The sequence below is a fragment of the Pseudomonas sp. S60 genome (assembly GCF_016647865.1).
In the GTDB taxonomy this organism is placed as follows: Bacteria; Pseudomonadota; Gammaproteobacteria; order Pseudomonadales; family Pseudomonadaceae; genus Aquipseudomonas; species Aquipseudomonas parafulva.
Window position 1 is genome coordinate 1 of the sequence record NZ_JACVVH010000013.1, and the last position, 21,906, is coordinate 21,906.

Genomic DNA, 21,906 nt, shown 5'->3' on the forward strand with positions numbered 1-21,906 from the left:
GTTTGAGCGCCAAGCTATCGTAGCGCTGTGCAACAGCAAGGCATACGCACATCTGCCGCCAAGTCAGATCGTGCCGCAGCTGGCTGACGAGGGCCGATACATGGCCTCAGAAGCGACCTTTTACCGTGTACTGCATGCCGCAGGCCAACAGCATCATCGCTCGCGAGCCAAGAGACCGCATCGTCATGAGGCACCCACCACCTATGCGGCGACAGCCGCTAATCAGGTGTGGTCGTGGGACATCACCTACCTACCGTCACCGGTTCGCGGGAAGTTCTACTACCTCTACCTGATGGAAGATATCTACAGCCGCAAGGCCGTGGGCTGGGAAGTTTACGAGGCAGAAAATGGCGAAAATGCAGCTGCGTTACTGCAGCGGAGCGTGACTCAAGAGAAGTGCTGGTGGCAGCCGCTGGTACTTCACTCGGACAATGGAGCGCCAATGAAGTCTGCGACGCTGCTGACCAAGATGTATGACCTGGGCATCACGCCTTCTCGTGGCCGGCCACGCGTCAGCAACGACAATCCTTACTCTGAATCACTGTTCAGAACGCTGAAATACTGTCCTCAATGGCCACAGAGTGGATTTGCCAGCCTGGAGGATGCGCGTATCTGGGTGAGAGATTTTATGGCCTGGTACAACACTGGGCATCGTCATAGCCGAATCCGCTTCGTGACACCGGCTCAACGCCACGAAGGAAAAGACCGGGAAATCCTGGCTCGACGCGATGCGATTTATCGCCAAGCCAGAGACAAACGACCCGAACGATGGTCGGGTATCACCCGCAATTGGAGCCCCATAGGAACGGTGTATTTGAACCCTGAAAGAACGCTGAATGTGGTGACGAAGGTCGCGTAGCACGACGGCGGACGCGACAACTACCTTGAAAAACGCCGAGCGCGTTGCGTTTGCTCAAATATTTGTAGGTGCTACGCGTAAGTAATGCAAATTGTAGCCAACCTTACGAACCTAGTGGGCAAGTGCGCAGTCGAGCGAGGTTTCCCCCACTCCGACTGGCCGCTGATTATCGATTCAGCCCATCGCGCAGCCACTGGCCCCTGTTCAATTACAGGATCAGGGCCTTGGCCCACTCGCGAGGGCTGCGGTAGTCGATGTCTTCTAGCGCCTCTATTTATTTCGGTTCAGACCTTACTCCCTACGGTCGTAGATGCGGCACCGCAGCATTGAAAAGCCCATTCGACTTCTTCAAAGCTGACGACTCGGCGAGGTCGGGTCCGCTGGCACAATCCATGACTTCAACGGACCTTCTTCCTCGTTTGTAAGGCTTGACATAACCCCCCATAGACTATTCGAGCAGTTCCTTCACTCTCTGGTGGGCACCGGACATATCTGACCGGAGCAAATACTCATTCAAGGTCAGATGGCCATCCACGCCTTTCGCTAACGCCACGTCATGCACAAACTCTGGTGTGTGAATAAGCCCAGGGAAGCAGCCGACTGCCAGGCTTCGACCGTTACGCTGCACCATCATCGGCACTGACTCCATGGCATCGAAACTACAGTGGTAACCGTCTAGTTCGAGGCTGGCGCGCAATTGCGACAGTGTCTGCCACTGCTCCTCTAGGGACGCACAGCCGGGCGATACGCCATCCACTGCATACTTCAATAGAGTCGCTCCGAGATGCCTGTCGAGACGGCTCTGCAGGTGTTGATTGTGGAAGTGATTCAGACACTCAGTGCAGGACGTTTCACAGTCGCAGCTTTCTAACAGTTCGCGTGTTGCCTCTAGGATCTCCACGATGTGCCGGGCTGCAATCTCAGCGTACCCTGCTCCTCCTGAAAGAGTGTCATACAGGAAGACTTCCAGCACACGCGCCTCGCCTTGGACTCCGGGGTCGATCCTGAAGCCCGAGCCGAACTCTGAGGGGTCGAGGTCCAGTTGCGGGTGACGACTTGCCGCCAGCCTGAGTGCCTCGGCAATTGAGTGAAGAGAATCTTCAAGGATTTGTAAGGTCACGACCTCGGCCGTATTCGTAACCAGCGGCGCTTCAACTTTCAACCTGAGTAGTAGCAGGTCTGTCTTGAAATCATGGCCAAGAAGGACCTGTTCAAAGCGTCCGGAGCAATGTGTCGGCGTACCTTTCGGAGCCACCAACTTGTAGGGCCGGTCATGTGCGCTGGGATGAGCGCTGCGATCAGACACAGATGCGTGGCCGCATTCAACGCATACAGAGAAGCCACCAGATTCGGCCCCTTCAATACCTCTGTTTACTGTCACCAGCGTCTGGTCAACCGCATGGGTAAAACTCGCGCTAGACCCACAGGGGTGGAAGGACAACTCGTCTGGGTTAACAGGCTGTGGAAATTGCGCCATCGTTGCGAAGGTGATTTCCTGCTCTCGATCGTTTTCAGGTAAGTCCTCGGCTTTTTCCGGGCCGAACACTTCCGGCAAAATCATCATCTCTGCGGCAAGTACTCCGCCGCATACCGGACATGGATCTTTAGGATCAGAGGGCATATTGGGGTTGCGGACAAAAGTGCAGGTTTTGCAATGAACATGGCGTTTGGCATTTTTGAACAGTGGTGCCGCCCGGTTGATCACATTAGCTGGCAGGTCGGCGAAGACCCCACCGGATCGATAGGTATGTCGATCAATCACGATCAGCCTTCCTGGGGCATATTCACTCAAGGCTTTGCTGATCGACTGCTGCGGACGTTGAACAGTCTGAATTTCTAACCTGCCATTTATCTTGGTCAAGCTCTCCACCAAGAAGCTGCACAAATTCGTCGGAAACGCATAGGTAGGCAGCAATCCGTGGTGGAAGAGAAACTCCAGCAATTCTTTTTGCTCGATTTCAGCGTCGGAAACATTCCTGTCATCGTCATTGACCTCATCTGACTCCTGCTTCCCGCTCTCGTCGACTTGACTCAGCGGCTGTTGCGGTAACTGCGCCGCTAATTCATGAAGCCTCTGCATCAAGCCGCGAACGGTCTCTTCGAGCCACTCCAACAAGGTAGCCCCTTGGGTATCGAGACTCGGCGGGAGCCATGCCAGCACGGACTGTTTTAAAGGGCCATTGTCCTGAAGTACCTTACTCGTGATCCAAGCCTTGAATTGCTCGAGATTAAGCCCGGAGTCGTTACCGCCAAAAAAGAAATCATGGGTCGCACCCAGTGCCTTTTGCAGCAATGCCGTCTTGGATGATGGCAGAACCGGGTTCTCGGCCATGACCTCATGGAAGAATGTCTGGAACAGATAGGCGTGGACGTGACGACGAGCAATCTTAGCGTTATCGACCTTAATCTCGGGCGTGCGTGGTGGTCCGGCCACTATGTGCCGAGGATTAAGGAAATAGTGACTGTCGTGCGGTCCGTTTTGTGAATAGGTCACCACCGTGGAAACGGATGCGCCTCGGCGCCCTGCGCGCCCAGCGCGTTGCTGATAGTTTTCTCGTTGAGGAGGCACGTTGCGCAGAGCAACCGCTACCAATGAACCGATGTCAACGCCTACCTCCATGGTAGTCGTGCAACTGAGTACATCAATCGGTCGGTCGCTAGTATCGATCAGCACATCTTGGAAACGAAGTTCATAAAGCTCCGTGGTCGCATGCACCTTGTTACGATCACGATTCGACAACTGTGCTGTGTGCTCTTCCACGTTGAGATTGGAGAGCCTCGCACCCGGCTGCAATGCTTCCCACACCGGTTCGCGCCAGAGCCCTTTGCGGGCAGTTAAATACTCACTCCTCGCAGGATCCACAAGCGTGGCACGATCACTCCCGCACGCCAGGCAAATTTTGCCTACTAACGCGAGCGGTGTAACCGCTGTGCACTGACCGCATTGCGCCCAGACGTGATTGAGGTCCACCACCAAGTTAAGTGAGTTAGGCGACAGGAACCAGGCACCGTTTTCCTCGTCGGCTAGATGGTTGCGCAGCGTCGCTTCGAGTAGGTCTAGCGTTGTCATTTGACCGGGCAGATGGGTGGCGAGCGCCTCTCTCAGCGCTTTATCAAACTTGCCGTTGCTGCCCCACGATGGTTTTCCATAGCCCGCCGCTTTGACACGCAGGATACGATCAATCGATTTATCGAACGCAAATTCCTGCAGCAGCATTTCTATCCAGCCAATAGTGAGTGCTCGCAGGTCCTGGTCTGCGAGTGATACACCCGACGCGACGAGATCCTGCTTGATTTTCCTCAGCTTGGTGTTGACTGGCTCGACATAGCCAATGGTTGTCCCTGTCAATGAGTAGTAGCTGCTGCACAGCAACTTGAGCAAAGCGATGCGATAGCGTGCTGGCAACTCCGGAGGTAGACCACTTTGTTGAAGTGCCTCTTCCAAATCGGAGTCGCAATCGCGTTTGTATAGGGCAATAGCGTCGGCGACCTTGCGCGCGTCAACGCCGTCAAACAGCGGTAGATCAAATTCGGTGAGCACGGCTAGAAAACCGGTGTAAAGCACTTGCGTAGGCCTTGGCTCCCGCGAAATATCTCGCAGTTTTTGGCAGGCTAAGGCAATAGCTTGCCTAAATACATCCAGTTCTATGTCGCGAGGAATGTCTCGTGCCAGGCGAGCCGCTTTCTGACGGCCGTCCGAAAAGATAAGGACCTTGCGCCCACCGTTTGGATGGCGGGCATCTACGACCCTGCTCTCTGGTTGCCTGGCCATCTGGGTTCGAACCAGAGTAGTAAACGGTGCCTCCCCCTTGGTGATGTGGTCCATGATCTTTGAGGGTTCATCTTTACCGTTGCGAATCCTTCGCGTGCAGACGGGGCAATTATCGAAGGTAATCGGCTCCCCCATCGGTGTTTTGTCCGGCACTCGCACCCTGCGAAACCCGTCGACCCCTTCCTGGCTGATCGAGCTCATGATACCCGTCGAAATGTGCAGCCATTTGTCGCGGTGACGGCTCCGGGGATGTGTCGTTTCCTCGACAAAAATATCTACTGGCATCAGCGCCGCCGTGCCCGATTCGGAGAACGGGCCATTGGGTTGGTGCCAAACGAAATCCATCTCTGCGTTCACGTAGCCGCGTAAGAAGGCTGCACCGCAGTCACGATGGGTAAGAAATTCAAACACTCGACCTTTGGACTCGCAGTTGCATTGCGTCGAGGGCTTGGTTCGCAAGCTTCCTAAGACAGTTGCGCCCTCGTGGTTCCCATGACGGCTGGAACAATTCGGATCGATGCATGCATAGAGGCCCGGCAAGCCGCGGTGAAACAGATGGAGTCGCGTCGGTAATAAAACCCGGCCATCTGCAAGTCGTTGGGCGTGGCTTCCCAGCGCCAGCAGCGCATCGGTAGCCTTTTCTGAGCGGTTGTCCTGCGTCCGACCGAAGAGTTTTTCGCTGAGGTCATCAAGCTTTTCGGCTTTGCCTGAGACCAGATCGATCAGCCTCTCCAAGGGACCAAATCCGGTGAGGTTCTCGAATAGCCAGTTCCGCAAACCGGCGTGATCGGAGCCTTGGAATGGGGCCCAGCCGAGGGCTCGAGCCAGGTCATTCAGCGCACGCGTCGCCGATGATAGGTCGTTTGCCGCGCGCTGGAATGCAGGCAGATCCAAGGCGGCGAGCGCTTGGATCTGCTCATCGGTGATGCTGCGATCACCAGACCGGGGCTCATGGGTACCTTGAATGACGCGAAGACGACGCGGCGAGCTTTCCAACAACCCGGTCAAATCACCGGCAAACCGCCTACCGTTTTCAGCCGCAGCAGCCTCACTACCCAGGCTCGCGCTGGTCAGAATGCAGCGCATGCGCTCGCGTGGAATGTCCAGGCGGGCGCAGAGCCGGCGAATCAGCAGCGCAACCTCTGCCCCGCCCGCTCCGCGGTACATGTGGGCTTCATCGAGTACGAGAATGAACTCGTTGCGAACGTCGTTTTTCAACCAGTCCTTGGTCTGCTCGAAGATGTCACGCTCGATGGGGCGCATCAGCATGTATTCGAGCATTGAATAGTTGGTGATTAGCAGTTCGGGACAACGCACCTGCATTTCGTCACGTGTCATCAACTCACGGTCGCCAGGCTGCGTGAGGAGTCGCCCTTTCCAGTTTTTGGAAATGAATTCTTTGCCCTGCCGCTTACCTGACGAATAAGTTTTGGTCTGTACGGTGTCATCGGCATAAAAGCCGACGAGATCTTTGCTTGGCCAGCGCCCGATTTTAGCCAGTTCGCCTTGTACTGCCGGGACGTTGGCGACCTTTTTGTAGAACTGTTCGAACAGTGGCTTGATGAAGCGTTCATCGCGGCTACTTTCCCGCTTGCCTGGGTAAGGCGTGCGCCCTGTATAACTGCCAAAGCGAATCGGGAACGTCCGGCCCTGCTGCAGGATACCTGCCGCGTCGGTGTTGCCAAATATGCGTCGGATTCGCGCCAGTTGATCATTGACCAGCGCGTTCATGGGATACAACAGCATGGCCCGGCACCCGGGCATTGATGCGGACTTTGGCCGCTCTGCTCCCTCAATCGCCAAGGAGCCAATTACTGGCATCAGAAAACTCTCGGTTTTTCCTGAGCCCGTACCAGTGGCGATGACTAAGTCCGCCGACTCATCACCCAAGAATGCGGTCAGCGCCTGCGACTGATGCTCATACGGCTGGGGATAAAGCCCCAAGCCCATCCCGGACAAGTCGCTCAGTACTGAAGCAGCCGCCGGCGGGATGGCCAAGTGCTGATAAGCTTCACCGGTTTTATAGACTTGGGTGGCCTCCACGTACGGGGCCTGGGCGATGGTTGCATTGGCTTGCAAAAGCGCGTGGCGCTCTCTGACCAGTCCTTCATCACGGATGTGATATTGCGCCTCGATGTATTGACGCAAGCTTTCGGTGAGACTTTTCGCGGTCTCATGCACCCCGACCGCCTCTGCCATGGACGTGCTGTTCATCAGGTCCTTCCTTGTGCGCCGCCGCGCTCGACTAAAACAATGCCTAATCCATCGAGCGCACTGCGCACGATGGGGAATGTCTCGACTGGTATCACATGAATTTTCAACCCGGCATGATCACCCTCGGCTTTAGGTAATTCCCAGCCGAGCAGCAGTGCTTTTGCCTGCTCTGGCGGAAGCCGGCGATACGATCGCAAGGTCACAAACCGAGGGGAACTTTCTATTTCCATCCTATAAGGCCGACCAGCTTGGAAATCCAGATAAAAGCGCAGGCGACGTGCGTCTGCTGCCTCGATGGATGCCAATTGATCAAGCCGGCCGCAGTGAAACTTGCCAATGAAATAACTCACTATATTCTCGGTCCGACACTTGCCCAGAAATTGCCCGGAGGTGCTGGGCTGACTCACCAGCTCAGACCAACGTCCCTGCACATACATGGATACGGGCGCGAGATCCGTTGGACAAGAGGTAAAACGCCTGGACGCTTGCATGAGAAAGCGAGAAGACCAGGTCGCCAGTCCCTCAAGAGGCGCACCGATCCATTCGCTCGGGTCGACCACATCCAGCCATCCCGCGCAGTGTGACGTAGGTACGACCCGTACTCGCCCCAATCCCCTGGCCTTAAAGCTTCGCGGGAAACGCGGTGAAGGTCCGCCTCCCAGTACAACCGCGTAGCCGTCCTGCGATCTGATCGCTCGAGGAGGAGCAGGCAACCACCCTTTCTCAACCCGAACCAAATCGCCGATCTGCCCTAGGCTGTCGAGAATGCTCAATACGCCAGGTTTGGCCTCCGTATCATCTAGCATGCCTGACCAGAATGGCCCAAGGTGTTTGCGGACCAGGCTGGTCAGGCTGAGTGAAGCCGCAGGTGTCCACGCGCCGCGATTTTCGGTAGGCATCGCGCGTAGGAAGCAGGCAGCCCGGAGGCATTCCGCAATAGCAGCGATCCGCAGACCTTCGCCCTGGGTCGTGCAACCTAGGCCCTTGGCCAAGATGCTTTGTGCCTCCTGCCGGGACAGTGCCTGCCATCTCATCTAGGCTCCCTCGAAATGCGAAGTTTCAGCCTGATGTTGAGCCATGAGCTGCTCTGCCAGGCGGGCTAAATCTTCGAACGGACCGCCTGTACTTTTTGCCCAAGGCAGTGCCCATGCCGTTAAAAGGGCATACAGATCCCCTTCCTCGCTGCCTCCTGCAGCAGTCCGTAAGCGCAGATAGGCTCGTCCGGCGCATCTTCTCCAAAGGTTGCCCGGCTGGAAGCCCGCCTCCTCGAGCAGCCCCTCCAACTCCGCTAAGAGAGCGCCGGACTTGCCGCTGTCGAAACCCTCAAGCTGGTCCCATGACTCTTGCGCGAGATGACCATGCTTCAGATTGATCAAACGGGAATTCACGCCACGCATGGGAAGCACATCGGTATCGAAAACCGGGCCGAGTTCGGCAAGTGTGCCACCGTCGGGAAATGCTGCGGGCCCCAGGGCCCACGAGGCGACCAGCGCAAGTCGGGGATAGACGTACATGGCTAATTGACGGCGGGTAATCACCTCGCGAATGGCTGAGCCATAGACTTCGAAGGCGGAGCGATTTGCACCTTTCAGGGCCAGGCAACCTGAGGTCTCCCCCACTATTTCCAGACATTCCGCCGCTGCCTCATCCGAGACAAGGCCTACAGGCACGCGCCACTCGTGGTAAGTTGATCCGCCCACGGCCGCGGCCAGTGCATCAGCGACCACGTCCGCCAACGACCCGGTAAACTGGATCAACTGACCGGCGGCGAGCGCGGCTATGAGTTGACGCGCAACGGTCAGTGCTGCCCCCTTTACGAAGCCGCACGCTTGCAGGTTGTTGGAGATCAAATCGCATGCGGTCTCCACGCTTAGGATTTCGACAAGAGGCCCCTGAGGCTCTGCTTCAAACAGACGAACTTGTGAGGCAGGGGGTGACTCGCTCCTTTCTGTGCCAACGCTACATTGCAAGGTTTCCAGGCGTTCTGACAGCCGTGCTACTGCCTCTGTGGTCTCCACCCAAGCCGTTTCGCGTGCTGTGATGGGCTTCAGCCGCTTTTCGATCGCACTGAGGTGTGTCGCCATCTCATCCCAAGCACCTGATCGGTCAGACAGCATCTTCACTGCTTCGCTCAAAGATCTAAAGTTGTCTTGCGCTGCTTCGGCGGAAGAGCCGACGCGAATGGCGTTCTCTTCCAGTGCGCGGACGGTCAATACCAACTGCTCATCCGCGGCAAGGAGGCGCTCTGTCAGTGCGCGAAGTTCGGCGAGGTCGCGCGTGGACTCTGTGGCGCGCTCGCTGACGTCACCCAGTTCCTCAGCCAGGTTGTCATCCTTCAACCGAAGTGCATTGATCTGCTCGACAAAAGCATCAGCTGTCACTTCAAGGCTTTCAACGCTGTCCTCTAGGGCGCCGACGCGATTCGGCAAGGCTTCAAACAGTCGATCACGCGCCACTATGGCCGCAGTGCGGAATTTGCTCAGTTCTGTCTGAGTGTCGGCGTGGTCAGCGAACCCACTGAACGTGATCAAGCGCTCTACAGTCTCGCGCGGGGCATCCGGGAAACGTTCAAAGAGTTTGGACAGAAAAAGCGGCCCCGCATCATTAGCGGGCGGCAATTTGTCACCTGCGGGGAAATCTTTATGCAGATGATGTCTCGCCCACTCTACCCAGAAATTGGCGAAGGCCTTCCAATCGGCTTCACTCTTCTGGCCACCCAGCGGATGCAATAGATGACTGATGAGTCGCTTTTGCTTGGCTTTGAAGTCAGTTGGCGTCCCTCTGCGAAAACCATCAATGGCGGTCATACGGTCATAGGAGGACTTTCGACAGCTATGCGGTACTTCCTCAAAGAACTCGGTAAGAGACTGCTGGTCGAACGCCGAGATCCGAGCTCTGGCCTCCTGGCTGTAGTAGTAACTCATGGCGAGACACTTTTCCCTGAAGATTTGACCTCAAAACCGCAGGCGATAACGTCCTTGATCAAGGCACGATAATGCGGAATTAGCGGAGGTTTTGGTTGGAGGGCGCCGAACGCGTTAACCAACTGGTCATCGTCGGCGCCCATGTGGATCGGCGCAGTGCACTGTAATTGCGTCATAAAGCTCCGCAGCCGCGTGCGTATGGATGGTCCGAGACTTGGCGCAGCGATGTCCGGCGAGCACTGTGCGCGACCACGCAAACGCAGCCTGCCGAACCCGCCTAGGTCGAGGTCAACGTAGCATGCAGCATCAATCAGGCCGTCAATCACGACCGCTTGTAGTTCTGGCGTAAGCAGGCGCTGATGTGGATTGTGAGGCGCGCTCATATCACTCGCTGCCAGCTCGTACTTGAGGCCAGTGGCAGCGCGTTCAAGGTAAACATAGCCTGACGCACCTGAAGGCATTGCCATGTATTCCAGTCTCATCTGATTGAGCCTGGTCAAGGCGATGCATTCCTTGCATCGGGATCCTTCGAAGGGCACGACCAAGCGCACGCCGGCTGTGTTAGTGAAAGCCACCTCCACCCCTGGCAAATCGATCGCAGTGTCGACGTTGAAGGTCGTCGATATGTATTTTTCAATCTCCGACGTACCAGCGTTGGCCACGTGGAACTGCTGACGGCCGTCAGGTATCAAGGCAAACAGTGCCGGATCTCGATCCACCCCTGTTGCCGAAAGCCGATTCTGCCCGCTCAGCAGTAACATGGTTGGCCCATTAGCGGTTTGCCCCACCGGCATCCCCCGGGCTGTGAGGATGATTGCGGTAGAGCCAACGCATTCGGCGGAATTCAAGCTGGAGCTCTGGGTCAAGAACGGCCAGGCGATTGAAATACTTGGCACGACCCCATTGACGGTCAAGCCCGTCAAAGACTCCAGCCATTCTGCGCAGGCATCGGACGGTGCCGTGGGCACTGTAATAAGAGCTAGATTCCAACCCTCACGGCTTTGAAATTTGTCAGGAACTAGTTCCTCTGGAAAATTTAGGTTCTCCGGTGCCTTCCACAACAGCGCGTAGCTGCCGTCCTTTCTGAACTCCTGGGCCCTTGGAAAACCCGGCGTTCTGTCACCCGCCAAGGCCGTGAATACTGCGGCTCCGAAGGTGGGCAATCCGTGACAGGTTCGCTCTACTCCATCGGTAAAATGCCGATCTGGGGTGCCTTGGAACGACACGATGCGAAAACTCTCCTGCGACAGTTCCGCAGTCACGCGGCGGCCGTTCGGCATTCCGCGCATATCGATCTCTTGAAGAATCCCATTGCCTACGTCTAGGGTGAAACTCGCGTCGCAGGGCCGACAAGACGGTAGTGTTAGTTCCAGATACCAGGCAGCGCGGTTTCTCCCTCTCTCAATTTTCAGCCGTAATTCCATACTACGCATGGGTCGCGCCGACAATACGAGCCCGGCTCCATGCTGACCGTGCAGGCCGGGCACAAAATTATCGCACTGTGCCGAGCCGAAACCTGGCCAATGAGCAAAGCACTTTTTCTGCTTAACCCCTGCGCGATGTAATACCTTTGCGCGACAGATCGGGCACACATAACGGCCCTTGCGTGTAGCCTGCTCTGCTGACTCAATCTGATTGGTTAACGTATTGACGGCATAATCCAAGGCCTGCCTCCTTGCATCCCTAGTGTCCGATAGCTTGCGTCATCCCGTTATCCAACTGGAGTTCGCGGCGCAGCAATTGTGCTTGGCTTCCAAACAAAGAAATCAGGTCCGATGACCGCCACCGCCGGTAATCGGGGAAGTTAGCGGCCCGTTGGATAACCCAGCGATCCAGCGCCAGATCAGCGATTTGCTTCACTGTTTGAAGCGAGCGGATATCCGGCTTACCCTTGCCGGTTTGTAGGATCTTCGTTGCATTGGTCGCCAGTTGGCAGATAAAGACTTCGCGCTGGATGCCGTGACGCATCAGATCATCCTTGAAACCAAGCGCCTTCAGGGCTGCACGGGTAGTGCGCAATCGCCAATTCGGTCCTTGGCCGTACGCGTGATGATCAGCATAGGTATGATCAATGTGGCGCAGATAGTCACGCAGTTCCACGAACAACCAATCAGGAATATGGAAGTGTCCCCAGCCACCGGTGTAGCCGATTGATTTGAGATACTCTGTGCCATTGATTTTTAGACGATTGTATACCGAAGAACGGCCCATCGAAGACGTGGTGATGACGGCCATCAGGCGCGCTCGCTTCTCCTCCTGAGAAATTATGCCCGTGGTAGCTCCGTAGGCATCGGCGAAGTCGTTGTAAAGATCACGGCTGCGAAGCAGGCAAGCAATCAGTTTACCGCAGAGCAAGGAGTTGTAAGGTGGGAGCGCTCCGAGGACATAGGCATCCATGATGTTGACCAAGCGCGCGCCTCGATCATGCGAGTTCCAACCGATGAATTTGTCCCGCACGCCCAGGTTGAATACAGGATCACCCACGGCGATGATGCCGATTAGTTTGCCATTGGATTGATCCCACACCAGGTAGCGCAACCGTCTGCCGAAGCCGCTGGACACCGGGACTGACCACGAAAGTGATGCCAGACGGAATAAGTCGCTCTGCCAAGTGCCCGACGAAACCCGCTCCAGGGCAGGGGAAATTTTCTTGGGAATCACCTCAGTACCTGAGGCGAAATATTGCATCAGTTTCGCACCCGCTCGAGCTACAAAGTTGCTGCTGGCGATGAGGCGCTCCTCTCGTTGAGCTCCATGCAATGTCCGGATCGCATCCTTGTCATTGCCGGGCGCGCGCAAGGCGCCCTCATCGGTCCTGGTAAAGCCCAGCGTATGCAGGTGCTCGCGAAGTTTTCGCTTGAGGTTGGCTTCCCTCGGATTAACACCCGCGATAATGATGTTGCCCTGTGACATCTGCGGCTTCCTGCTCACTGTCATGCTGCATTCAATATCAAAGTTTTTCATTGACGCATGCCACGGCTCATACGCTGTGCACCTGGAACGCGATGCCAGTGCACGCCTGGGAAAGTTCCGAAAATAGCCTGTCGTGCGGGCTGAGGTCGGTGATGATATGGGCAACTGTCAGCGAACCCAGTTGCTGTGCCGCCTGCAACCCCTGCATGAAAAGCTCCACGCTTTCACTGCCGGAAAAGGAAGTCTCGTCAAGGGCATCCACGTCCATCACTACAGGTGCTTCGTCGGCCAACCAAATGATGTGCGAGGCAGTGCCGAATCGTTGTTGCATTAGTGCAATTTTTTCCCGCAGTTGAGTCTGCACACTGGCCATACTTGCCGACCCATCGATAACCAGTACCGGCATGGGCTGTACAGCATAAGCAGAAAACGAGGTCAGCACCGTCTCAAGCGCGAACTCGAGCTTATGGTGCGTTTCAGGCTTGAAGTCATCAACCAAGGTATAAGCATGCGCAAAATCGACGTGGTCATAATTGACCAGGACCAGTTCACCATCTGCTGCGATGGCGTCGCTGTAAGAGGCGGCTACGCCATCAAAGTAACGTTTCTTGAGTACTTTCAGCGCAACGTCGTCCGGCATCTTGTGCTGCTTGCACTCAATAATCGCAGCCACATCATCAGGCTTAATTCTAGCCTGGGCTCCCCGCACCACAACGATATCAGGATGCACTGTCTGTCCAGTTCGGCGTTGATAGGTTGGTTGATACACGATCTGCCCCAGCGGGTCGCTTTTGCGTTCGGCAATCACCGCGCTGCGTCCAAGTTCCAGGAGCGACGCGCCGGTGGGCGAACGGGTCAGTTCGAACCCGCGACTTTCAAACAAACTAAGCGTGGTAACCAAACACCAGAGTTCGTAGATTTGCCAGCGTTGGCGCCAGAAAGGTAAGCTAAGGATATCTTCCGGGGTGAGTGCTGGAGTGCATTGGTCCAACTGCTGCCGCAAATCGAAGAACGCGTTGGCATGCCACAGCGGCTGGTCACGGATGGCCCACAGCTTGGCGATTACATCTTTTGTTCCCCAGTAACCGCAATCATTCAACCCCTGCGCTAAGACCAACTCACATAGGTCGTATATTCTTGAGGCGACACCTGTGCTGAGTGCCCCTCGCGGTTTACTGGGAAGTTCGGAAGGCCATTCGGGTAACTGGTAGTTCCTGCATGCATCCGCGAAAGCGTTGCTTAGGGTATTGAACGATTCTGCGGGCGGTAACTGCATTAGCAACTGACGGTAGCGCCGGAAGGCCTCAAAGTTGATCGTGATGCGCTCACCGTGGAGATTAAAGTTCCAACTTATATCGAGTGCATCCCTCGAGGTCTTAGTCAAGGTGCGTTCGCAATAACGCCAGATGCCTTCAAACATGACCGAGAGCGGCTCAAGTGTTTCCAACATTGCCATCAGATACTGTTGGGCCGTGATGTTCTTGCTTTCCCCAGAGCTGATAAAGCTTTCATCGGGAACACCCAACTTTTCCGCTAAGCGCTGCAGTAGTGCTTCATCACGTGGATGTTTGCCATACCCCTGCGCCACTGCGAAGTTTTTCGCGTACCAGAGCTGCTGATGAATCTCGGCGCAAGTCTGTATCATAACTATCTTCCCTGAACGTTCGTGCGGGCGCTAGCCTAAAGCTTACGAGTGGCATTACGCCAGCTTTTTGTGCCTTCAACTCCTGCCCTTCCGCCCAACGGTGCGCTGCCCGCCCTCACCGTCGACCGCTCGGGGTCCACCAGCGCGAGCCCATTCGAGACTGGCCACTGAACACGTCAGCGCCAGCCTGTATCCCGTTCCCAGGCACCGAACGTCGACCAGTGACCCACTCAGTCATACTTAGTCGTTGAGGGCCTCGGCACAAGCGGCACCCTAGAGGCGCTGCCCTGCTTCCGACTACCCCGCCAGGGAGGCACACTGAAGTTCAGTGTGCACCACCTTGATAGCTGTCAGAAATCGCCAGTCTAGATCGCGCATCCCACTGAGGGTATCGGGGGGTATTTTGGGGGGTACATTTCTGCTTTTGCGAAAAAGAAATGCCGCCCTAGGGCAATGTCCAAATGTTTTTTGGCGATCCTGACAGTCTTTAAGGGCTTCGGGAATCCCTGTGAGCTGATCATTTCTGCCTTTCCTAGCCTCAGAGAGCCATTTACTTCCAGCGAATTGCTACATTTGGGGCAAATTTGAGGGCATTCTTTCGTGGTTTTAAAAGAATGCCCTAACCGAAAATGCTCAGCGCTTTCGGTAATCTGCCGACCACGCTGTTCATCTTAGGGATCGTGTTCCTGGAAATGGTGTAACTCATCCTGCGGTGCTATTGAGCTTCCTCCCCGCCTATGCTTGATCAGCAGAAAACGAAGATTGACCACGTAAGGATTATTCCTCGCCATCCGATCAATACATTCGGGAGAACACTCATGACTGCCATCCACGAAATCTCAACGCTTACCTCGAAGGGGCAGATCACACTGCCCAAATCCGTTCGCCAGCTTTTGGGCATTGACACTGGTTGCAAGATCGCATTCGACGTACGCGGGGGTGAAATCGTGGTCAGCCGCGTCGAAACCACCCACGAAGACCCTGCCATCGTTGCATTCCTGGGTTTGCTGGAGGATGGTATCCGAAGCGGACGCAACCTCACCACCCTGCCGGAAGACTTGGCGCAAACCATGCTCGCCCACGCAAACCACCCTGTAAACCTGGACGAAGATATTGATGGTGAGATCGCGCCTCTGATGCTGCTAAATGGCTGGGTCGTCTCACCCCTATCTTCGGGATGAAACCCGTTAATTCGACTCAACGGGACACTTGAAATCGTCTCCCATAAAAAAAACCAACAATTCGTAACTGTTCATCTGACGCAATAAAAAATGGACGGGGCGCTCGCGCACCCCTTTCAAACTCAGGCCCCGAATACCGGATAAGAGGCTTGTTCGATTGCCGCCATGGCTTGAACCTTCGTCATCAGGCCGGACTCCTCCATGATTTCCAGCAAAGGCCGGCCTTCTTTCACCGACTGGCGTGCGAGCTTGCTGACGTTGGCGTAACCCAGCTGTGGAACCAACGCCGTAGCGACCGCCATCGAGTCTGTCAGGTGCTCCAAATTCCGCGCTTCGTCGGCAACAATCCCGGCAACGCATTTTTCGCGGAAACGCTGGATACCTTGAGTCAGCAGGGTGATGCTGTCGAACACGCGAGAGGCGACCACGGGCTCGAAGTGGTTGATCTCTAGCTCACCGTACTGCACAGCCTGTGCTACCGCGACATCGTTGCCAATGACTGCGAAGCTAAGTTGGATCATCGACATTGGCAGAACAGGGTTCACCTTGCCTGGCATGATAGAAGAGCCAGCCTGGGCTTCAGGTAGCTTCAGCTCACCCACGCCGCCGACCGGGCCCGATGAGAGCTTGGTCAAGTCGGCGGCGATTTTGGCCAGTGAGGCGGCACAAGTACGCAGTTCGCCCGAAACGCGGCCGAACACATCCATGTTCTGCATCGCATCGAAGGGGTTGGCCGGGGCTTGGTAAGCGACACCGGTGATCTTTGCCAGATGTTGGTAGACCGCCGCACGATAAGCCTTGGGCGCCCCAAAACCGGTCCCAATAGCAGTACCGCCCAACGGCAGCGTATGCAGTTTTTCGCGCACTGCACCCAACTCATCGGCGAGGCGATGAGTCAGCGAGGCATAGCCTGAGAACAGCTGGCCCAGACGCATGGGCTGCGCATCTTGCAGGCAAGTACGACCAAGATGAAGGATGTCGGCAAACTGCGTGGCTTTGGCGTCGAACACCTGGGCCAGCAGCCGTACTTCGTCTATCAGCCCAGCGAGCATGGCGTGAGTCGCGACTTTCAGCGCTGCGGGGTACACGTCATTAGTCGACTGCGAGATATTGACGTGGTCGTTGGGGTGGACCACCTCGTAGCTACCCGCAACATGACCGAGCAACTGCTGGGCGCGGTTGGCAATGACCTCGTTGAAGTTCATGTTGGTCGAGGTCCCGCCGGAGCCTTCCAGTAGGTCAACGATCAGCGAATCGTCACACTCTCCTGCGATCAGCGACTGGCAGGCTCGGGCAATGGCTTCAGCCTGGGCGTCCTGAATTACCCCGCAATCAAGGTTGGCCAACGCTGCGGCCCACTTGCATTGGGCGAAAGCATCGCGAAAGGCCGGGTAATGAGCGACGGTCAGCGGAGACACCCGCAGGTTGTCGAAACCGCGTACGCTATTGACCCCGTACAGTTTGTCAGCCGGGATCTGCACAGCGCCTACATAATCTTGCTCGACGCGCACGTCGACATGGTCAAAAGTACTCACGGGTATTCCCCTCATCGATATTCACTAAAGCCTCTACCCCTTTGCCCAGCGCCTTGAGCCGCGGCAGGAAGGAATCGAGGATGACGGCACGGGCCGACTCGCAGGCATCTGCGAAGAAGGCGCCGTATTCATTACGCCTGGCCACCAGGTACAACGAGCGCTCTAGGCTCAGCTCGGGGGCGAGGTGAGCGGTGACGTTGTCCACCCAGGGCATGGCCTGGAGGAAGCACATCGGGCTGGTCACCGCCCAACCGATGCCTTCGGCGACCATGGCAGTCAGGGCGTCGGCGTTATCCAGTTCCAGGCGGTTGGGCACACGCACATTGAGGCCCCGCAGATGCCGGTCGATCTGCAAGCCAACTTGCGAGTTGCGGTTGAAGCGCACCACAGGCAGTACGTTCGCCATCGCCCGCACATCGTCCAGACTATTCAGTTGTCTGCCGGCAGATTTCGGGGTGATCACAAAATAGCGCTCAGTTAGCAGGCGATAGCGGATCACACCGTTTGCATCCATCAACGGGTCGCTGGTCACGATCAGGTCGAGATCACGCCGCAGTAACGACTCTCCTTGTTGCGGGCTCAGTCCCGTACGCACCGATAACTGCGACACTTGGTTGAGCAGATGGCGAGTGAGCAGGGAACCACAGGTGGAGGCGAACGAGTCCACCAACCCGAGGCGTAGGTCGGGTTTGACGCCGCGACCGGCATCGAGCACCTGAGCCTTGAGGTTCATGAGCTCCTCACTGAGCAATGCGCCTCGATGGCGCAAAGCCAGTCCGAAAGGGGTGAGCGCCAGAGGGCGGGTCGTGCGGTCGACCAGCACCACACCGAGCTCATCCTCCAACTGGCGAACCATCTGCGACACCCCGGACTGCGAGATACCCATGCGATTGGCTGCACCCGACATGCTGCCCTCCTCTGCCACGGCGATGAAAACCTGGACCGCATGCATGTCGATCAGTCGGTTGCTGGGCATGGGCTTAACCTCTTCCAAGGATCAATGGGCGTCGGCCGAGACCGCAGCCTGCGCATCGGGGGTTACAGCGGCAAGCTGCTCTTTGCTGGTCTCAGGCGCGAACAGATGGCAGAACACACCACCAAATACCAGCACACCCACGCAGACCCCTAGAGCGGTATGTACCCCAAGGTGTTGCACTGCAATCGGCAGCAGGAAGGTGGCAAATGCCGAGCCAAAGCGACTCGCAGCGACTGCCACACCGATGCCCGAGGCGCGCAGATGGGTGGGGAACAGCTCGCCTGGGTAGACGAACTCAAGGTTGACTGCGGCCGCCAGCACGCAGGCGAAGAAGCCGAACGCGATGATCGTTCCCATTGGCCCGAATCCGGCCCAGGCCAACGCAGCCAGACCCACCGCACTGAGGTAGAAAGTACCGACCAGAAACGCCCGGCGCGAGATCCGGTCAATAATCAGCAAGCCAAGCAGTGCACCGAGCATCAGCAGCACGTTGTAGACCAGACCCCCAACGAACTTGTCCTGCACATTCAGCGCTTCCAGTACCCGCGGCGAAAAGGTTCCCAGGGCGAAGAACGGGATCACCTGGCAGGTGTAGAACACACAGCCCACCAAGGTGTTACGCCGCCAGCGCTTGCTCATCAATTCCCTGAAGCCACCACGTGTTTGCTGGGAGGGGGACGCTGCCGGCAGGCTCACATGGGGACCGAATTTTGCGTGCACAATGGCCAGCGCTTCCTGGCTGCGACCACGAGCCATTAGCCATATCGGCGACTCCGGCACGCCCAGGCGCAGCGGTAAAATCAGCAATGCAGGTACACCGCTCAACGCCAGCATCAGGCGCCAAGCGTCCGGGCCAATATCGCGAATGGCAAAGCCCACCAGATACGCCGCCACATAGCCTGCTGCCCAGGCCGCTGCCAGCACGCTGAGCAGGCGACCACGGTAACGTCGTGGGGCGAACTCGGTCACCAGCGACTTGCTCACCACATAGTCAAAACCGAGCACCAGGCCGAGCAACAGCCGCAGCACCAATAACTGTTCAGGTGAAGTCACGAAAAACTGCGAAGCCGAGATGACCGCGAACAGCAACATGTCCCATGCAAAGATGGTACGTCGACCAAACCGGTCTGCCAGGGGCCCGGCAATCAGGCTACCTAGAAACAGGCCAGCCAGGGATGCCGCGCCTAATAGACCCATCCATAGTGCATTCAATTGCAACGGCCCCGCCGCCATGCTGACCGCGATGCCAATGATCCCTAGCACGAATCCGTCACTGAATTGACCGCCTGTACCGCTGAACACCGTCCGGATATGGAAGCGGCTCAGGGGGAGGTCTTCGAACGAAACTTGGCTACTCAGTCGTGTCTCCACTTGCTTCTTGTAGTTGTGGGCCGGCTCGGGTGGCCGGTTACGAACGAGTCTACGACTGCAGCATCAGCAAAACAGCAGCCGAAAAAACAGTATCAGGAATACTGATACTAGTCGCCAGCCAGCGTGATGCTGAGCGCCAGTACCGTTAGCGACATCGCTTCAGAAAGAAGGCAATCACAGGCAAGGTGAAGTCGACTGAGCCGAGAGTGTGAGGGTTGAACGAGGCCCGAGAAGTGAGAAATAAGCGGTGATCAGCTGAGCTGCGTCCCATCGTGCGATCTACTGCAACCCATCATTCGGGTACCGCTCTTCTCGCACCAATGACGTACTCTGAAAACCGCCAACCGCTACCCGGGTCCGCATCAGAAATCGCCAATCGTGATCGCCCGCACACCTACCACGACTGGGGGCAAAACTGGGGGCATAGCTTAGATTTTTAGCCTTGAAACCATCGCGCTAGAGCCAAGTCAAAATGTTCTTTGGCGACCCTGACAGTCTTTAGGCGTCTTCTGTCGATCGTGACCAACATGAGTGATGTAATCTATCTCGAGGCACCTTTGATCATGCTTTCCGCCCATAGCCAACCAGCGCGAACCAATTGTAAAGAAGACCCTGCCACACGCGCATTCCTGGGTTTGCTGGAAGCCGACATCCGCCGCGGGCTTAACCTCTCAGTACTGCGGAACGACCTGGCGCAGGGCATGCTCGCCAACGCAGGCCACGCTGTAAATCTAGAAGTTGAGATCGACGGCGAGGTTTCGCTCTGATCCAGCGCTATGGCTAGAAACTGTTGTTCCGTGACCGTGTGATCGTACGGCGACCCAGAGATCTAGCGACGTCGACGACGCGCACCCAACTCGATCCAGACAGGCGCATGATCGCTGGCCTTGGCTTCATTCCGCACCCAGGCATCCACGCCCGCACTTTTCAGGTAGGGCGCAAGCTCCCTATTGAGCAACAGATGGTCAATCCGTAACCCGGCATTGCGGGCCCAGTGGTTGCGGAAATAATCCCAGAACGTGTAGATGCGCTCATCAGGGTACACATGGCGGATGGCGTCGACCCAGCCCTGCGCCAGCAGCTGTTCGAACCCCGCACGGGACTCAGGCTGGAGCAGCGCGTCCTTGCCCCATGAGCGCGGGTTGTAGATGTCCATGTCAGTCGGCACCACATTGAAATCACCGGCCAGCACCGTTGGATGACCACTCTCGTACAGCGTTTGTGCATGCTTGACCAGGCAGCCCAACCAGCGCAGCTTGTAGTCGAACTTAGGGCCGGGTTGCGGGTTGCCGTTAGGCAGGTACAGGCAGCCCACCAGCACCCCATGGGCGGCAGCTTCCAGGTAGCGGCTCTGGTCATCGTCCTGCATGCCGGGCAGGTGCGTGGCAACTTCCAGCGGCTCGCTGTCACGGGCCAGCACGGCCACACCGTTCCACGCCGGCTGCCCCAGGTAAAGGCAGCCGTACCCCGCTGCTTCGATCTCCTGGCGCGGAAACTGCCGATCCGCTGCCTTCAGTTCCTGCAGGCAGGCAATATCGGGCCGTTCACGCGCCAGCCAGGCCAGCAACGCCGGCAGGCGGCTGCGGATACCGTTGATGTTGAAGGTGGCGATCTTCAGGGCTTTCATGCGTCCGGGTCACTGACGTGGGCCGCCACCGCATCTTCAAGTGCGCGCACATGCGCCTGGTCGGCGAGCGACTTGAGCGCCAGCCAGTCGTCCCAGTCAATGATGCCGTCGTCACGCAGGGCCTCAGCCGTGCGGACCAGTTCATGGTGGTAGGCGTCGGGCGATGCTTGCCGGTAGCTGATGTCGTCGTATTGGGCATACCAAGCTGCAAGTTCGGGGATGCTGCGTTCGATGCTCATCTGAACGTCCTCGCTTGACCATTACTGGTCAGAGCCTGGGCTTGGCGTGATGTTCAACCGCAATGTGCGCGTTAGACAAGGAGCCGTGCTTACGTGCGCCGCAAAGTGTGGCGCCGAGGCTGTTCGTCCCTTACGTCGGCCACATCGCACAGGTCGCCCGGCGGGCAGGACCAAGCAAGGGTGAGCATCCAAAAGGAGATACACCATGAAGATTCTCAAGCCCCAATCGCTAGCACTGGCTCTGTGTCTTGGCGCCAGCGCGCCCCTGGCGCTGGCAGCAACCGACATGAACGACCAACGCGCGCCGGGCGCGCAAACCCAAGACAGCGGCAACATGAATGGCAATGGCGGAGCCACAGGTTCCGGTACGCCTGGAGATGGCATGGGTACCGGCGCTAGCGGCACCGGGAGCAACGGCACCGACAACACCGGTGGGGATGGCACTACCAACGGCTCAGAGACCGATACCGGAAGCGGCAACGGTGGTGGGTCGAACATGGGCGGTGGCACGGGCGGCTCAAGCGGCTCCGGTGCGGGTGGCGCGGGTGGCGCGGGTGGCGCGGGTGGCGCGGGTGGCGCGGGTGGCGGAGGTTAAAGCTAAGCGCCCCTACCCTCCAGGTAGATCGTAAACAGGCAAGGCCGGTGCCGCA

Annotated in this window: 15 protein-coding genes; 4 read left to right on the plus strand and 11 right to left on the minus strand. The window is 57.1% G+C overall.

From position 1 onward, the window contains the following. Nucleotides 1-859: IS3 family transposase (locus IAE33_RS08460; protein ID WP_201163152.1), on the plus strand; the 859-nt coding region annotated here is incomplete at its 5' end. A gap of 448 nt (nucleotides 860-1,307) precedes the next feature. Here the strand turns inward: IAE33_RS08460 and IAE33_RS08465 are convergent. The 6 genes from IAE33_RS08465 to IAE33_RS08490 form a co-directional block, all read right to left on the minus strand. Further along, nucleotides 1,308-6,845: a DEAD/DEAH box helicase gene (locus IAE33_RS08465; RefSeq protein ID WP_201163153.1), complete on the minus strand. Its 5,538-nt coding sequence runs from the start codon at nucleotides 6,843-6,845 to the stop codon at nucleotides 1,308-1,310. After that, nucleotides 6,845-7,195, minus strand: coding sequence for a hypothetical protein (locus IAE33_RS08470; protein WP_201163154.1), 351 nt, complete (start codon nucleotides 7,193-7,195; stop codon nucleotides 6,845-6,847). The genes IAE33_RS08465 and IAE33_RS08470 overlap by 1 nt, the downstream gene beginning before the upstream one ends. Before the next feature lie 684 nt (nucleotides 7,196-7,879). After that, entirely contained in the window at nucleotides 7,880-9,769 is a 1,890-nt protein-coding gene (locus IAE33_RS08475) for a hypothetical protein (RefSeq protein WP_201163155.1), read from the minus strand. Next, the gene (locus tag IAE33_RS08480; RefSeq protein WP_201163156.1) at nucleotides 9,766-11,433 is read right to left on the minus strand and encodes a competence protein CoiA family protein; all 1,668 of its coding nucleotides are present in this window, start codon (nucleotides 11,431-11,433) and stop codon (nucleotides 9,766-9,768) included. The genes IAE33_RS08475 and IAE33_RS08480 overlap by 4 nt, the downstream gene beginning before the upstream one ends. 19 nt (nucleotides 11,434-11,452) lie before the next feature. Beyond that, nucleotides 11,453-12,733, minus strand: a complete 1,281-nt coding sequence (locus IAE33_RS08485) for a Druantia anti-phage system protein DruA (protein WP_236406298.1) — start codon at nucleotides 12,731-12,733, stop codon at nucleotides 11,453-11,455. Nucleotides 12,734-12,749: 16 nt separating this feature from the next. Further along, nucleotides 12,750-14,327, minus strand: a complete 1,578-nt coding sequence (locus tag IAE33_RS08490; RefSeq protein WP_201163157.1) for a hypothetical protein — start codon at nucleotides 14,325-14,327, stop codon at nucleotides 12,750-12,752. Between the two features lie 818 nt (nucleotides 14,328-15,145). Here IAE33_RS08490 and IAE33_RS08495 point away from each other — a divergent pair. Beyond that, entirely contained in the window at nucleotides 15,146-15,508 is a 363-nt protein-coding gene (locus tag IAE33_RS08495; protein ID WP_201163158.1) for a type II toxin-antitoxin system PrlF family antitoxin, read from the plus strand. Between the two features lie 122 nt (nucleotides 15,509-15,630). Here the strand turns inward: IAE33_RS08495 and IAE33_RS08500 are convergent, their stop codons facing one another. Genes IAE33_RS08500 through IAE33_RS08510 form a run of 3 tightly spaced genes read right to left on the minus strand, consistent with a single transcriptional unit; the run spans nucleotide 15,631 to nucleotide 19,390 of the window. Then, nucleotides 15,631-17,019 (minus strand): aspartate ammonia-lyase, encoded by a 1,389-nt coding sequence (locus tag IAE33_RS08500; RefSeq protein ID WP_328804832.1) that lies wholly within the window; start codon nucleotides 17,017-17,019, stop codon nucleotides 15,631-15,633. 10 nt (nucleotides 17,020-17,029) lie between these two features. Further along, nucleotides 17,030-18,019: a LysR family transcriptional regulator gene (locus IAE33_RS08505; protein ID WP_201163160.1), complete on the minus strand. Its 990-nt coding sequence runs from the start codon at nucleotides 18,017-18,019 to the stop codon at nucleotides 17,030-17,032. Nucleotides 18,020-18,040: 21 nt separating this feature from the next. After that, nucleotides 18,041-19,390, minus strand: a complete 1,350-nt coding sequence (locus tag IAE33_RS08510; RefSeq protein WP_328804833.1) for an MFS transporter — start codon at nucleotides 19,388-19,390, stop codon at nucleotides 18,041-18,043. A 527-nt stretch (nucleotides 19,391-19,917) separates the two neighbouring features. Between IAE33_RS08510 and IAE33_RS08515 the strand changes: the two genes are divergently transcribed. Further along, complete coding sequence (locus IAE33_RS08515; RefSeq protein ID WP_201163161.1) at nucleotides 19,918-20,157, plus strand: hypothetical protein; 240 nt, start codon at nucleotides 19,918-19,920, stop codon at nucleotides 20,155-20,157. A 62-nt stretch (nucleotides 20,158-20,219) separates the two neighbouring features. Here IAE33_RS08515 and xth read toward each other — a convergent pair whose 3' ends face one another. Together xth and IAE33_RS08525 are read right to left on the minus strand one after the other, a co-directional pair. Then, nucleotides 20,220-21,017: an exodeoxyribonuclease III gene (gene xth, locus IAE33_RS08520; RefSeq protein WP_201163162.1), complete on the minus strand. Its 798-nt coding sequence runs from the start codon at nucleotides 21,015-21,017 to the stop codon at nucleotides 20,220-20,222. Continuing rightward, the gene (locus IAE33_RS08525) at nucleotides 21,014-21,256 is read right to left on the minus strand and encodes a hypothetical protein (protein WP_028634252.1); all 243 of its coding nucleotides are present in this window, start codon (nucleotides 21,254-21,256) and stop codon (nucleotides 21,014-21,016) included. The genes xth and IAE33_RS08525 overlap by 4 nt, the downstream gene beginning before the upstream one ends. 205 nt (nucleotides 21,257-21,461) lie before the next feature. On the opposite strand from IAE33_RS08525, the gene IAE33_RS08530 reads away from it, so the two are divergent. Continuing rightward, a complete protein-coding gene (locus tag IAE33_RS08530) occupies nucleotides 21,462-21,851 on the plus strand; it encodes a hypothetical protein (protein WP_201163163.1) in 390 nt (129 codons plus the stop codon). The last annotated feature ends 55 nt before the right edge of the window (nucleotides 21,852-21,906 follow it).

Bases quoted from the DNA above. Each gene is read 5' to 3' on its own strand.
- IAE33_RS08525 (WP_028634252.1), bottom strand. From the start codon at position 21,256: ATGAGCATCGAACGCAGCATCCCCGAACTTGCAGCTTGGTATGCCCAA.
- IAE33_RS08485 (WP_236406298.1), bottom strand. From the start codon at position 12,733: ATGAAAAACTTTGATATTGAATGCAGCATGACAGTGAGCAGGAAGCCG.
- IAE33_RS08490 (WP_201163157.1), bottom strand. From the start codon at position 14,327: ATGATACAGACTTGCGCCGAGATTCATCAGCAGCTCTGGTACGCGAAA.
- IAE33_RS08475 (WP_201163155.1), bottom strand. From the start codon at position 9,769: ATGAGTTACTACTACAGCCAGGAGGCCAGAGCTCGGATCTCGGCGTTC.
- IAE33_RS08505 (WP_201163160.1), bottom strand. From the start codon at position 18,019: ATGCCCAGCAACCGACTGATCGACATGCATGCGGTCCAGGTTTTCATC.
- IAE33_RS08495 (WP_201163158.1), top strand. From the start codon at position 15,146: ATGACTGCCATCCACGAAATCTCAACGCTTACCTCGAAGGGGCAGATC.
- IAE33_RS08530 (WP_201163163.1), top strand. From the start codon at position 21,462: ATGAAGATTCTCAAGCCCCAATCGCTAGCACTGGCTCTGTGTCTTGGC.
- IAE33_RS08465 (WP_201163153.1), bottom strand. From the start codon at position 6,845: ATGAACAGCACGTCCATGGCAGAGGCGGTCGGGGTGCATGAGACCGCG.
- xth (WP_201163162.1), bottom strand. From the start codon at position 21,017: ATGAAAGCCCTGAAGATCGCCACCTTCAACATCAACGGTATCCGCAGC.
- IAE33_RS08515 (WP_201163161.1), top strand. From the start codon at position 19,918: ATGAGTGATGTAATCTATCTCGAGGCACCTTTGATCATGCTTTCCGCC.